Source organism: Paenibacillus koleovorans NBRC 103111 (genome assembly GCF_004000845.1).
GTDB classification, from domain to species: domain Bacteria; phylum Bacillota; class Bacilli; order Paenibacillales; family NBRC-103111; genus Paenibacillus_AA; species Paenibacillus_AA koleovorans.
This window is the reverse complement of sequence record NZ_BIMA01000153.1, coordinates 1-13,801: the sequence shown is the minus strand read 5'-3', so window position 1 is coordinate 13,801 and position 13,801 is coordinate 1. Positions and strand designations below refer to the sequence as shown.

The following is a 13,801-nucleotide window of genomic DNA, read 5'->3' as shown; positions in this document are numbered from 1 at the left end:
AAAATCACGGCCCAACCGCAACCCACCTACAATCAAGGGCCGTGATTTTAACAGCGATCGGAAAAAGTTTAAGTTCTTCACCGTACTGATGCAAATATTCGCGGATCACTGGCCCGCAAGGCATCCTTATCCGATAGTAACACAATAAATTTCTCCCCGCCGTCCCAGAATATAATAAGTTCGATTTGGGCAAGCTCGGTAAAGTGGGCTACCAAGCCAATGGAGTCAATTGCCCGTAAGTGATGGTATCCGTTGAAACAACCCCACCTAATCGTGCACGACCAGGAAAATCGCCCAAAACCACGTTAACAGCGGCGTGTGTGACTTTATGCATAATCGTCCCGCTGTTAGAGACACTTGATGCTTACAGCTGCCATGGCGGTCCCAAGAAGGTCCTGCCGATCATTCTTTCAATTTGTTACAATGATGCAGAAAATAGTACGAAATAATCTCGCTTTTTTTAACTTTTTGTCTAGTGAGCAGTGCCATGGAAATCCCTATACTTTAGGTAAGGAATAAGACTCCTATTTTATAAAGGAGGTGAGACAATATATCGTTAGCGAAGGGTCGGTAGGGGGTAAAGAACTGTTACGGCGGTGTGGGTGCCCCAACGCAGAAATTACAGAAACAAGTGAAAGTGCATGGCTTATCTTTTGAAAAAAAAGGGAGGTAGAACAGCAATATGAGAAAAGTATCCTTGTCAGTTCTTTCGATACTTCTCGTCTTAACACTAGTATTATCAGCATGCAGTGATAACAATATTAGTACACCTAAAGAGACAAACGGACCGAGTCCTGCTCAAGTGGCTAAGGATTACACATTGCCAATTGTAAAGGACGGTTCAGTTGTATTATCGTTTGCAGCCCAAGATAATATTTATGCACCCAAGAGTTATACTCAAGGACTTCCGGTCTGGAACGAAATTGAGAAAATAACAGGTGTGAAAATCAAGTGGGATGTAACACCAGGTGGAAAGTATAAAGAAACGATGAATCTAAGGCTTGCTGCCGGAAGAGACCTCCCCGATATCATAACGCTTCCTGACGCAGATCCTGTAAAATTATCGACGACTGGTCTAATTATTCCGCTGGATGATTTGATAGCAAATCACGCCCCGAATATAAGGAAATATTTTAAGGAATTCCCTGAAAGAGCTGCAAATATGAGATTGTCGGACGGGAAAATTTATGCTTTAACAGCTGATGTTTCGGGCGCCTCTTTCACTGAGCCCTACGGATTATTGATCCGTAAGGACTGGCTGAAGAAACTAGGGCTGTCGGAGCCTAAGACGTTGGACGATTGGTACACTGTCTTGAAAGCGTTTAAAGAAAAAGATCCGAACGGCAACGGCAAAGCGGATGAAATTCCATACGTGCCTCGGGATACGATAAGAGATATAACCTTATTCGGTAGTGCCTTAGGACTGCATCTATTTTACAGCCGAGGATTTTATCCGAATGAAAAAGGAATAGTCGAATATCAGTGGATGGACACGAGGACGAAAGATCTTATTGTTTGGTTAAATAAGCTTTATAAAGAAGGCCTCATTGACCCTCAGATGTTAAATAATAAAACATACGGAGAGCTTTTATCCAAAATATCACGAGATCTTGTAGGGGCAACTGCGACCTTCTCCGATTCAACGGATGCATTCATAGCCACACAAAAGGAAGCGGGTGTGACCTCCGATTGGGGAATTACTCTACCTCCATCTAGTGCTAACTACAAAGGTTTTTATGAAAAGAATGGACCTCAATCTACATGGTGGGCTATTACAAAAGATGCCAAGGATCCGGTTACCGCGATTAAATGGCTCGATTATATTTATGCAAGCGAGGAAGGCAACCGATTTGTAACATACGGCGTTGAAGGCTTGAGTTATAAAATCGTTGACGGCAAACCTGTATTTACAGATTTTGTTATGAAAAACCCGGAAGGCCTGTCGGCTGCCGAAGCACTGCGATCAATCGGTGCGATGCCAATCACTCCTTGGAATCGAACTGAAAAAGGACCTTTGTCGACTCAGCCAATGGCCCTTTTGAGCCAAAACCCACGACAGTATGAGGAAGCTCAGAAGGTAAAGCCTTACCTCGTAAATTCATTTGCTTATATGGCTGGCCTTCCGACAATAAAAGAGGGTGAAGAAATTGCAAAATTGATGACCGACATACAAACCTATCAGGATGAGACCATTGCGAAATTCATATTAGGTCAAAGTCCGATTGATTGGGACAAATTCGTCAGTACATTAAAATCGCTGGGGATTGAAACCGTTATCAAACATAGGCAAAGCCAATATGACAGGGCCAAGGCCAGTCAATAATGAACGAATTCCATATTGTTTAGGACAGATCGTCGTAGATCATTAGATTTACGACGATCTCTAAATTATATAATAGAATCGATTGAGGTGTTGATTATTAATAATGTGAACAACGTGAAGAAAGATACTAATGTCCTGAATCGTTTTTTTATGAATGTCAAAAGAGATAGACAATTAGTCATAATCATTCTTCCTGTGATTTTGTATTATATCATTTTCCACTACGTTCCCATGTACGGATTATTAATTGCGTTCAAGAAATTCTCCCCGATGAAGGGGATTCTCGGCAGTGAATGGGTCGGTTTTCAATATTTTATCGAGTTTTTTAATTCCATCTACTTTTGGAGACTTATAAAAAACACACTCTTAATCAGTGTTTATTCTCTCATTTGGGGATTCCCGGCTCCTATCCTGTTTGCCTTGTTGCTAAACGAGTTGAAGGAGCGATTTTTTAAGCGGGCGGTACAAACCATAAGTTACTTGCCGCATTTTATATCACTTGTTGTAGTGGCGGGAATGATTGTGAATTTCACTTCCCCTCTAGACGGTATTGTGAATACAGTTATTTCTTGGTTTGGATTTAAACCAATAAATTTCTTGAATGAACCCGGATGGTTTAGAACGATTTATATTTCATCGGGGGTATGGCAGAGCTTTGGATGGGGTTCCATTATATATCTGGCTGCCATAACCGGAATCAATCCGCATTTATATGAAGCTGCAGAGATAGACGGAGCAAAAAGATGGGCAAAAATCCGGTATATTACGATACCAGGGCTAATGCCCACAATTATTATTCTATTCATCTTGAATATAGGCAATTTAATGGATGTGGGATTTGAGAAAATATTATTGTTATACAGCCCTGCAACATATGAGACAGGGGATGTTATTGCCACTTATGTGTATCGAAGAGGGGTTTTGAACTCTGAATTCAGTTACGCAACTGCCATTGGATTGTTTAATAATGTGATAAATGTTTGTTTATTAATCACAGCAAATCGCATCAGTCGCAAAGTGTCGGAAACTTCTTTATGGTAAGAATGGAGGAAAGGATGCAATGAGAGTCAGAAAGTCAGCCTCAGAGAACATGGGCGATGTGTTCATTTACTTAAGCATGTGGTTTGTTTTGGTTATCACATTGTACCCGTTCATTTATATTGTCAGTTTGTCCGTAAGTGAACCGACCTATGTCATTCAACAGTTGGTATGGTTGTGGCCGAAGGGTTTTTCGCTAAATGCCTACAAAATGGTTTTCGATAATCCTGATGTGTGGACCAGTTATTATAATACGATCTATTATACGGTCGTTGGTACTGCGATCAATATCAGCTTCACGATCCTTGGAGCCTATCCGTTGGCACGTTCAACATTTTTTGCGAGAAAGCAAATCATGGTTTTTATTGTGATCACGATGTTCTTCAGCGGCGGGCTGATCCCAATGTTTTTATTAATCCAGAATTTAAATTTGTACAATACAAGATGGGCTATTTTGTTACCCTCAGCGGTCAGCGCGTTTTTACTCATTGTCACAAGAACTTTTTTTCAAAGCATATCGGAAAGTCTTCATGAATCAGCAAAGCTGGATGGAGCTGGGGAATTTACAATTTTGACTAGAATAGTGATTCCTTTATCGACGCCTATTATCGCTGTTCTTGCTCTCTTCTATGCTGTCGGTCATTGGAACAGCTACTTTGCCGCCATGATTTATTTGACGGACGCCAAATTGCAACCCTTATCCTTGTACCTGGTCAAGGTGTTAGTGCAAAATTCGGATACAATGATGGAAGAAATGAGCCATAGTGATCGGAGTTTGTATTCGTTGCAGATCAAGTACGCATTGATTATAGTGTCTATTCTTCCTATCTTAATGATATATCCATTCCTGCAAAAATATTTTGTTAAGGGAGTTATGCTGGGATCTTTAAAGGAGTAATACCCTGATTGGAATTTGTCAGCGGTGCTTGTTCACGGACAGCGCAAAGGCGATACGCAATTTCGTATGAGAAGATGGTTACAGCACGTTATTGAAGCGGAGGAGTGGCAATGTCGATCAAACAGGATCATATCGATTGGGTTACAAAGGATCGCAAATATTTATGGCATGCCTTGATGCCCTATAAAGAAAATGTCGCGCCGATGATCGTAGAAGAAGGAAAAGGTTCCTGGATAAAGGATTTGAACGGTGAACCGTATTTAGACGGGATGTCCGGGTTATGGTGTGTCAATGTCGGGTACGGACGGGAAGAGATGGCGAGAGCAGCCTATGAGCAGATGGTGAAAATGTCTTACTATCCCTTGTCGCAAAGTCATGCTCCCGCGATTCAACTGGCGGAAAAATTGAACGAATGGCTTGAAGATGATTATGTCATCTTTTTCTCTAACAGTGGCTCGGAGGCCAATGAGAGTGCATTCAAGATGGTTAAACAATACCACATGCAAACAGGCAATCCGAGCAGAACGAAATTCATTTCCCGGTACAGGGCCTACCACGGTAATACGATGGGGGCTCTTGCAGCCACGGGGCAAGCGCAGCGAAAATACAAATACGAGCCATTTCCATCGGGCTTCTTACACGTGAGGCCTCCGGATGCTTATCGTCGGCCGCAAGGGATGACGTTAGAGGAGTTTAATCTGCAATGCGTACAAAGCATTGAGGAAACCATCATCTGGGAAGGGGCAGAGACGATTGCCGGCATCATTATGGAACCGGCAATAACAGGCGGAGGCGTAATTGTGCCCCATCCTGTCTACATGCAAGAGGTAGAGAGGATTTGCCGACGGTACGGCGTGCTGCTGATTATCGATGAGGTCATCTGCGGGTTTGGCCGTTCCGGGCAAAAGTTTGGGCATATGAACTATAAGGTGAAGCCGGATATCGTGACGATGGCCAAAGGCTTGACCAGCGGATATTTGCCTTTATCGGCCACAGCCGTTCGCAAGGATCTGTATGAAGCATTCAAGCAGAAGGAAGAATACAGTCACTTCCGGCATGTAAATACGTTCGGCGGAAACCCGGCAAGCTGCGCACTGGCATTGAAAAATTTGGAAATTATTGAGCGTGAAAACTTGATTCAACGATCGGCCTTACTTGGGGAGCGACTGCATGTGGGCTTGCAGGAGCTTGTGGAACATCCGTTAGTGGGTGATATTCGTTCTTTCGGATTTCTGTTGGGGATCGAATTAGTAGAAGACAAGCAGACTAAGAAGCCTTTATCCGTTGCAACTGTCAACCATATCATAGAGCAAGCCAAGTCGAGAAGACTTATTATCGGGAAAAATGGTGAAACGGTCGCAGGATTCAACAATGTGCTGACCCTATCGCCGCCATTGTCTTCTACGGATGCGGATGTGGAGTTTATTATCAGTACCATGAAGGAAGTTTTTAATCATTTGACAAGATGATGGTTACCAGAACCAATGCGGCGAAAATGACCTAGAGAAAAGGGAGTGAGGCTATGCTTCAGCATATTCGTTTTTTTATCATAGAAGATGGCGGTAATCCACGGTTCGAATCGGATATTCAACAACAGGACAATGGTTTTTGGATACATCCGTTTTGTGAAGATGAATCCGGATTTTATCGGTTTCGCTTGAATGTACGAATCGAAAACGATTCCACACAAACCATCTCCGTGCCTGTTACCATTGAATGGGGAGATCAGCAAGGGCAGGAATACCGAAGATTTGTACTGTTAAGTCAAGGCGATGAGGAGTGGCGCATTTTTCAAGCGGAGATTGAGGGGACAGAGGCCAAGGCGGTCGTGGAAGCTCCGCCGGGAACTAGTTATCTGAGCATGCATCCGCGTTATGAATACGGTCGGTATTTACAATATCTAGAAGGCCTTGACCAAAACCGGTTCGAGATCAAGGTGCTTGGCAAGTCCCGGCGCGGTAGGGAAATTCACGCGATTGAAGCGGGGAATAAAGCTGCACCCCCTCTCGCAGTGTTGACTAGAGTGCATCCTTACGAAACGATCGGATCCTATATGGTAGAGGGAATGCTGGAGTGGCTCAAAGTCGAGAATGAAGAAGTACGTCAGTTTTTGGCAAACAACCGGTTGCTTTTCATTCCGATGCCCAATCCGGACGGCGTTGCGGATGGCAACTGCAAATTCACGCATAGCTCATTCAATTTTAGTACGACTGGCAGAATCACGAAAGAACCCGAGGGTGTGGCGGTAAGGGAATATTTGCTGTCCGAAAAAGCGGTGTCCCTGGTTGATTTGCACGGTTGGATGCTTTATCACGATAACATCTGTACAAATGATACTCAGCGGGGAAGAAAGCTTTATGCAATGCTATCTCAGCATGATAATCTGTTTAACAAAGGGATTGAAATGCTTTACAAAAAGTATCCGTGGGTTGGACGTGAAAACAATTTAGGTGGCATGCTGGTCGATGAATTTGACTCTGTATATTACAACACTTCCTGGTGTTGGTATGATAGATCGGCCGATGATGTGCAACAAATGGGTGTACACATTATGAGGTCATACTCGCAATTGTTCGACAGTAGGGTAAGGGGGGGCAGCGAATGAAGAAGTATGCCTTAGTCGGAGCTGGGAACCGTGCTTTGCATATGTTTGCAAAACCCTTGACGGACGAATTGAAAGACCAAGCCGAGTTGGTTGGAGTGTACGACACGAATACGCATCGCGCGCAGCAATTGAGTCTACAATGCAGGGGGGTTCCCGTGTATAACAGCTTTGAGGAAATGCTGCAGCGGAGCGGGGCTGACGAGATCATTGTCGCTTCGGTGGATTACACCCACGATGAGTATATCATTCGCGCTTTGGAGGCTGGCCTTGATGTCATCAGCGAAAAGCCGATGACAATCAACCATGCCAAATGCAATGCCATCCTGGAGGCCGAAAATAGAACCGGAAATAAGGTGACAGTCACATTCAATGCCCGGTTTAATCCATACACCGCCAGAATCAAGGAGCTCATCAAGGAAGGTTATGTTGGCGACATCCTAAGCGTTCACATGGAATGGATGCTTGATACGTCCCATGGTGCGGATTATTTCCGCAGATGGCATCGTTATTTGGAGAAAAGCGGCGGCTTACTCGTTCATAAATCCACCCACCATTTTGATTTGATTAATTGGTGGCTGGAGGAAGAACCACTGGAGCTGCGGGCTTTCGGCAGCCGAAGATTTTACGGACCGACTCGTGAAAAACGGGGAGAACGCTGCTTGACATGTAATTATCAGAAGGAATGCGAATTTTATTTCGATATTCGCGAAAAGGATTTCCACCAGAATTTTTATCTCGAGGCAGAAGGCTTCGATGGATACTATCGTGATCAATGTGTGTTTGCAGACGATATAGATATTTACGACACAATGTCGGTGAATGTCTTATATTCACGGGGAACGCAGCTATCGTACTCATTAACTGCGCACAGTCCCTATGAAGGCTGGAAGGTTTCCATTAACGGCACGAAAGGTCGGCTTGAAGCATCGAATACGTACAATGGGGCGAATGCCAAGGCGCTGCATAACGAGATAAAGCTGTTTAACCGGTCAGGTGAAGAAATTACAATTAAATTAAACAAACTTGAAGGCAGTCACGGCGGGAGTGATTACTTGCTGCGCCGGATGCTCTTCGTCGGTGATGTACCCGACCGATTGGGACAGATGGCGGATTCGCGGGCTGGTGCATTGTCTCTATTAATCGGCGATGCAGCGAATATATCTATTGCGGATAACCGATCGGTTAAAATTGGTGAACTGCTATCATTCGCACATGCTTGAAAGGAATGGAAATAATCATGAGTATCAACCTATTAGATATTCCGGAAACGTTCATAACTGTTTCAGGAATAAGTCGGCCTTTGACACTGGTTCATATTACTGATTCGCATTTAAGAGATCTCGATCAAAGGGACAGCGCAATTTTTACTGACGATGAAAGTCAATATTTCCACCCCAGTTCATACCGAAGAAGTAATTTGCGCGCAGCGATTGATATGAGCAACTCTCTACCGGCAGATGCTATCATCTTTACTGGTGATATGATGAATTATCCGAGCGCTGCAAACCTTGATGAGTTCAGATTGCAAGTCGAAAGGATACAATCGCCATATCTGTATACATTAGGAAATCATGATTGGCACTTCCCGAGTTTGCCGTGGAATGATCAGGTCAGAGCTCAGTATTATAGTCGATTTAATGAGTTTACGAATGATAATCCAGCTTTTCAAGCCTTTGATTTGGATGGAATCCGATTACTTATGGTAGATAATAGCAACTACCAGGTAAGCCAAGAACAATTGAGCTTTTTGAAACAACAAGCTGACACTGCCAAATCTTGTTTTTTATTTATGCATATCCCCCTCTGCCTCCCTAAGTTAAAGATCCGCACGACAGAGAAGTGGAGGGAACCGATTCTGATCGGGGCAGAGGGCTGGACCGAGGAGACGCGGAAGAAATGGATGATAAGAGCAGACGATCCCAGCACAACGGAATTCTACAATTGGATCCTACAAGATTCGAAATCTAACATAAAAGCGATCTTTAGCGGGCATGTGCATTTTGATCATGAAGAACCGATAGGGAGCAGCTGTACTCAGTATGTGACCAATGCAGGATATGATGGTGGCTGTCGCATTATCCGGATCGTTCCTGTAGCCTTATTTAACTGATAAGAAAGCGACCGGACCCCCTTTCTATCCTCCCCACGCGCCAACTGAACTCTTTCGCCAGAGGACCATCAGGGTGATCTTCCCTGACGGTTTTTCTTTTTGAAAATCAGATAAGAAAGTTTAAACTCTTTACCGTACTGAAGCGTCAGGGGTATCCTTTCTAAAAGTTGGACAGTCCTATCATATTCCGCGAAGCTCTATCATATATTGAGAGTATCGATGAGGACAAGGTGAAGGAGAGGGACTGTCCATGAAATCCAATAAAGCGAGATTGACCTATCGGTTCGATCATAAAGAGTACGTCAGACGTGAAGGGGATCGGTACGGGCAGCAGGAGCCGAATCCGGTTATTCCGCTCACCCGGGAGGAGTTTATCGTGCTGGAGCCGGAAGAAGAACGGCCGAAACCGGTTGTAAGGGAAATGCGCAAGCCTCGGTACGAGGAGGAGCTGGTGCTTGACGAGGAGGATCGTTTCGCCACGCGCCAATATACCCGTCCGCCTCGGGAAGAGCGTGCGCCGCTGAACCAGTTCACAACGGACTACGGGTCGTGGAGCAGCCCGTTCGACGAGGAGACGGAGCGGGTGGAGCGGATGATCCGCTCGACGGGGAACGCCACCGTTCAGACTGAAGAAGCGGAGCGTCCTCCAGTACCGCCAGCACCCGCGCGGGAACGACTCTATAATGCGTCGCCTGCTCCGGCCCCGTCGCGTCAAGTGTACCCGGCAGAGCCGATCGTGGTCGAAGGCGAGACCGGCTATGTCCGAGACCCTTATGCTCCCGAATATAACGAGGGAGCAAGCCGGGTCTCGGTGCAAGGCGGCGGCAGCCGCTTCGACCGGTACACGCGAACGCCATGGGTCAAGATTGTCGCCTCCATCACCGGTGCGATTACGACCGGTGTGCTGATCGGCTTCCTGATGCTGAACGTCTTCGACAACGACAAATCGACCGACGGCACATCTACACCGACTACGGCAGGCCAGAACGGCGTTGGGGCTTCGACAGCACCGTCAACAAGCGTTACAGGCGCAGGCGGCAGCCTGACGGACAATACGCTGAAGCCGCAGCCTTCCAGCGGGGCGGTTGCCGGGAGCCCGACGACCGCGTCGGCATCCTCGAACCTGGCGACGGTTGCCGTGAAGATTCCGGCTCGCAATTACACGCTGCTGCAGTACGGCGCCTTCGGCAACCAGCAAGGGGCGGAGGCGGCTCAGGCTGAGCTGCGCCAGCTCGGCTTCGGCTCCGCAGCGCAGGCGACTGATCGAGTGTACGTCTTCGCCGCCATCGCGGCGTCGAACGCCGATGTTCAGGCGATGACGACGAAGCTGAAGGCGCAAAGGCCGGACGTGTTCGTGAAGACGATAACCGTCCCGGCGGTGACCGGTATGAAGTGGGGCGGGAAACAGCCGTCCAGTGTCGAAGCCTATTTCAGCCAGGCGTCCAAGCTGACAACCTCGCTTACAAATGTGACGGCCCTGCATTTGAAGGAAACGAAGCCGGGTCCGATCGAGGACAACACGCTGCAATCGATCCGCACGGCGCATACTGCATGGGTAGCGACGGCGGCGCCGCTGGCGGAAGGGCTTCCGGAGGATCAGCGGGCACATCTGCTGAAAATGAACAATGCGATGAACACGGCGGTGCGTTCACTCGAAGAATACAAGAAAAATCCGTCCGTCTCCTATTTGTGGGAAGCGCAAAGCGGCGTCATGCAGTACGCGCTGATGGAGAGCGAGCTGTTGAAGATGGCGAGCGTAGGCGCCGCCCAGTAATGCGGAAAGGGGCTTTCCCTCCAGATCGCCATGACCTGATGAGGAGAAGCCCCTTTTGCCATTATTTGATGCGATCGATTAAAGCAGCCATCTCGGCTCGCGTCATGCTCTTATCCGGTGCGAACAGCTTGTCCGCTACGCCGTTGATGAGTCCTTTCTTGGACAGCTCGCTGATGGCGGAGGCGGCCCAATGGTCGCTCTTCACGTCCGTAAAGCCGGTGTTGACGAGCGTCACGCCCGGCTGAACGGATGCAACCGGTGCCGGCGAAGGCGTAACTGTCGGCTTTGGTGTTGTTGTTGCTGTTCCCGTTGGCGTTGCTGTCGGACTATCCGATGGCGAAGGTGTTGGTGTTGGTATTGGTGTCGGGCTCGCCGAAGGCGAGGTTGTCGGCGTCGGTGTCGGAGTAGCCGTCGGTGAAGGTGTCGGCGTCGGTGTCGGCGTTGCGGCTGGCTGCATAATGCGCTGCAGCAGCAAGGCCGCTTCCGCCCTCGTAACCGGCTCGTCGGGACGGACCGTCTGATCCGGATAGCCTTCGACATAGCCGAGTGCCAGCGCGCGATACATAAGGTCAGACGCCCAATGGGAGACGGGCAAGTCTTTGTAGGGCGTCACGTTCACGCCTGGCTTCGGCGATCCCATCAACCGGTTGCCGAACTTGAACTGCCGGTTCAGCATCGTGAGCAGCTCGGCCCGCGTAATCGGCCGGTCCGGCTCGAACCGCTTCGCGGTTTCGACGATGCCGCGGTCCTTGAGCCGCAGCACGGCGGCGAGCGCCCAATGCTTCTGCATGTCCGCGAATTCCGCCGACACGGGCAAGAGCACCGCCTGGATGCCGTCGGCGATCGCGACGGCGAACTTACGCCGCATGGCGTCGTCTGCGAGCACCGCGGCGTCTGCTGCATTGCTCAGGAACGCCGTCTCCACGAGGATGCTTGGAATCGTACCCATACGTACGACGAAGGCGGCGCTCTTCACAAGCCCTTTGTTGGGCAGACCGACGGCATACAGCACTTGGCCGAGCACCGAATTGGCGAGCGCCCGGCTCTGCGGTGTAAGCGCCGTCATCTCGTCGCTGGCAGGATAATCGGCTTGCGGAGCATCCTTGTCGTAATACAGCACTTGCGAGCCGCTGATGGAGCGGGAAGGATTGGAGTTGGAATGAACGGAAACGAATAAATCGCCCTTCGCTTCGTTCGTCATGGCCACACGATCGGCCAAGCTTATGTATCGGTCATCCTGCCGCGTCATGGCTACTTCGTAGCCGCGGAACAGCAGCTCGCTTTGCAGCTTGAGGGCAATATCGAGATTGACGTTTTTCTCCTGCAATCCGTTCACGCCGATGGCGCCCGGATCCGAGCCGCCGTGGCCTGCATCGACTACAATCTTGGCGGCGTCAGCAATGCCCGCGATGCCTGGAGAGGAGATGGCGATCAAGCCGGCGAGCAATGCACAGCCGATCGTATTACGGAGGCGAAACGAAGTGCCGACATTGCGATAGCGAGTCTTGTTGCCTAGCATGGGAATGGGGGCCCTCCTGAATCTAGTACTGGAGTACAGTCTTTCAGTTCTTTCATTGTACAAGGAAATACGTGGATGCGTAACAGGAAAATGTGCCTAATTTCCGCATGCACTTACACAGTTCTACAGCATTCGACATTGGTTGTCAGAATGGGTGGGTGCGGGTATAATGGGAGACATGGTAAGGAATGGCTGTCATAGAGAGGGTTTTCATAGGGATGAAAAAGAACAGTATTACACTGTTTATTTTTTTGCTGCTGGGGCTGTTGACCGCCGCTATCTTCACGCAATTGTTCAGCGAAGTATCGTGGCTGTCATTCATGACACGCTCCGCGCAAATCAAGTGGGAGCCAAGCGCGGACTTTAATGTGGTGAGCTACGATATCTCCTTGCATATCAAGCTGAATTTGTTCAGCGTACTAGGAATTGCCGCGGCCATCTGGATTTATCGCAAGCTGTAGAAGCCGCCTGGTAACGAACAAAGACGGAGGCGACTTATGCCGGACGACAATATTCAGGCAGGAACTCCACTCATTCTTGCCTCCACATCGCCAAGACGCCGAGAGCTCATTCAGGTGCTGGGGCGGCCGGTGAGGATCATGGGGAGCAACGCGGACGAGACGGTGGAGCCGGGAACGGCGCCGGCCGATATCGTGCAGGAGCTCTCGCTTCGCAAAGCGGCTGCAGTGCTGGAGCAGCTCGAGCCGGAGGCGGAAGGCATCTTGATCGGCTCCGACACGATCGTCGTCTTGAACGGCGAGGTGCTGGGCAAACCGACGGATGCGGAAGACGCCAAACGAATGCTGCGCAGGCTGCAAGGGAACGTGCATGAGGTGTACACTGGAGTAGCTAGTGTGCATGTTGGCTTAGCCAAGGCACATGCGGAGGGGCGAAACCAATGGAGCCGGTACGCCGGCTGGAAGGAACATCCGATTGCCTACCGCGGGTTGACGGGACAATACCAGGTACATACCGCACCGCTAGCAGGCGGGTTGCCAATGGCTGCAGTCGGTCATACGGTCAGTCGAGTGACTTTCGGTCCAATGAGCGAGGCGGAGATTGACGCCTATGTCCAATCGGGCGAGCCGATGGATAAAGCCGGCAGCTACGGAGTACAGGGGCTGGGCTCGGTCTACATCGAGAAAATCGAGGGTGACTTCTATAGTGTAATGGGATTGCCGCTGAACCTGCTCTATCGCATGTTGAAAATAAGGTGATCTCGTAGTTGCAACTCGTAACGCCAATGAAACGGATCGATAAATTTTTCTGCCTTCCGGGCCTTGCCCGGAAGGTTTCTTAACATTATTGAAAGTTTAAGTCCTTTACTGAACTAAAGCGTAAGGGTGCGCTTGCGAAGCGTGGCTGGGGGATTCAGCGTCCATGGTGCCATCTCGCGGCATCGGTGTCTCTAGTCCGACTTTTCCGGACTGCGTGGCGGGAGGGACAGGTTGACAAGGAATCCGTCTCCAGGGTGATAGATTGGTGGAAACGGGGACAGAGAACGAAAGTTGGCTGATAGCAATTAAAGTTTTTC

At 48.7% G+C, this 13,801-nt stretch carries 11 protein-coding genes and 1 pseudogene; 10 read left to right on the top strand and 2 right to left on the bottom strand.

Annotated features, from left to right (window positions below):
- Window positions 1–270: 270 nt before the first annotated feature.
- Window positions 271–372 (bottom strand): annotated as a pseudogene (locus PKO02S_RS29300) (IS1595 family transposase); the annotation flags it as partial.
- Between the two features lie 310 nt (window positions 373–682).
- Between PKO02S_RS29300 and PKO02S_RS29295 the strand changes: the two are divergent.
- The 8 genes from PKO02S_RS29295 to PKO02S_RS29260 all read left to right on the top strand — a co-directional run bounded on the left by PKO02S_RS29295 (window position 683) and on the right by PKO02S_RS29260 (window position 10,748).
- Window positions 683–2,323, top strand: a complete 1,641-nt coding sequence (locus tag PKO02S_RS29295) for an extracellular solute-binding protein (RefSeq protein WP_127588559.1) — start codon at window positions 683–685, stop codon at window positions 2,321–2,323.
- Window positions 2,324–2,473: 150 nt separating this feature from the next.
- Complete coding sequence (locus tag PKO02S_RS29290; protein ID WP_127588560.1) at window positions 2,474–3,364, top strand: ABC transporter permease; 891 nt, start codon at window positions 2,474–2,476, stop codon at window positions 3,362–3,364.
- Between the two features lie 19 nt (window positions 3,365–3,383).
- Entirely contained in the window at window positions 3,384–4,259 is an 876-nt protein-coding gene (locus tag PKO02S_RS29285) for a carbohydrate ABC transporter permease (RefSeq protein WP_127588558.1), read from the top strand.
- 110 nt (window positions 4,260–4,369) lie between these two features.
- Window positions 4,370–5,728 carry an aspartate aminotransferase family protein gene (locus tag PKO02S_RS29280; protein WP_127588557.1) on the top strand — a complete coding sequence of 453 codons (1,359 nt, stop codon included), beginning with the start codon at window positions 4,370–4,372 and terminating at the stop codon, window positions 5,726–5,728.
- 53 nt (window positions 5,729–5,781) lie between these two features.
- Window positions 5,782–6,864: a M14 family zinc carboxypeptidase gene (locus tag PKO02S_RS29275; RefSeq protein ID WP_127588556.1), complete on the top strand. Its 1,083-nt coding sequence runs from the start codon at window positions 5,782–5,784 to the stop codon at window positions 6,862–6,864.
- Window positions 6,861–8,084 carry a Gfo/Idh/MocA family protein gene (locus PKO02S_RS29270; protein ID WP_127588555.1) on the top strand — a complete coding sequence of 408 codons (1,224 nt, stop codon included), beginning with the start codon at window positions 6,861–6,863 and terminating at the stop codon, window positions 8,082–8,084. Before PKO02S_RS29275 ends, PKO02S_RS29270 begins: the two co-directional genes overlap by 4 nt.
- A 17-nt stretch (window positions 8,085–8,101) precedes the next feature.
- Window positions 8,102–8,974 carry a metallophosphoesterase family protein gene (locus PKO02S_RS29265; RefSeq protein WP_164821756.1) on the top strand — a complete coding sequence of 291 codons (873 nt, stop codon included), beginning with the start codon at window positions 8,102–8,104 and terminating at the stop codon, window positions 8,972–8,974.
- 250 nt (window positions 8,975–9,224) lie between these two features.
- The gene (locus PKO02S_RS29260; RefSeq protein ID WP_127588553.1) at window positions 9,225–10,748 is read left to right on the top strand and encodes an SPOR domain-containing protein; all 1,524 of its coding nucleotides are present in this window, start codon (window positions 9,225–9,227) and stop codon (window positions 10,746–10,748) included.
- Between the two features lie 61 nt (window positions 10,749–10,809).
- Here the strand turns inward: PKO02S_RS29260 and PKO02S_RS29255 are convergent, their stop codons facing one another.
- Window positions 10,810–12,267 (bottom strand): N-acetylmuramoyl-L-alanine amidase, encoded by a 1,458-nt coding sequence (locus PKO02S_RS29255; protein WP_127588552.1) that lies wholly within the window; start codon window positions 12,265–12,267, stop codon window positions 10,810–10,812.
- 218 nt (window positions 12,268–12,485) lie between these two features.
- On the opposite strand from PKO02S_RS29255, the gene PKO02S_RS29250 reads away from it, so the two are divergent.
- Both PKO02S_RS29250 and PKO02S_RS29245 read left to right on the top strand, forming a co-directional pair.
- Window positions 12,486–12,728 carry a DUF4321 domain-containing protein gene (locus PKO02S_RS29250; protein ID WP_127588551.1) on the top strand — a complete coding sequence of 81 codons (243 nt, stop codon included), beginning with the start codon at window positions 12,486–12,488 and terminating at the stop codon, window positions 12,726–12,728.
- Window positions 12,729–12,764: 36 nt separating this feature from the next.
- A complete protein-coding gene (locus PKO02S_RS29245; RefSeq protein WP_127588550.1) occupies window positions 12,765–13,484 on the top strand; it encodes a Maf family protein in 720 nt (239 codons plus the stop codon).
- The last annotated feature ends 317 nt before the right edge of the window (window positions 13,485–13,801 follow it).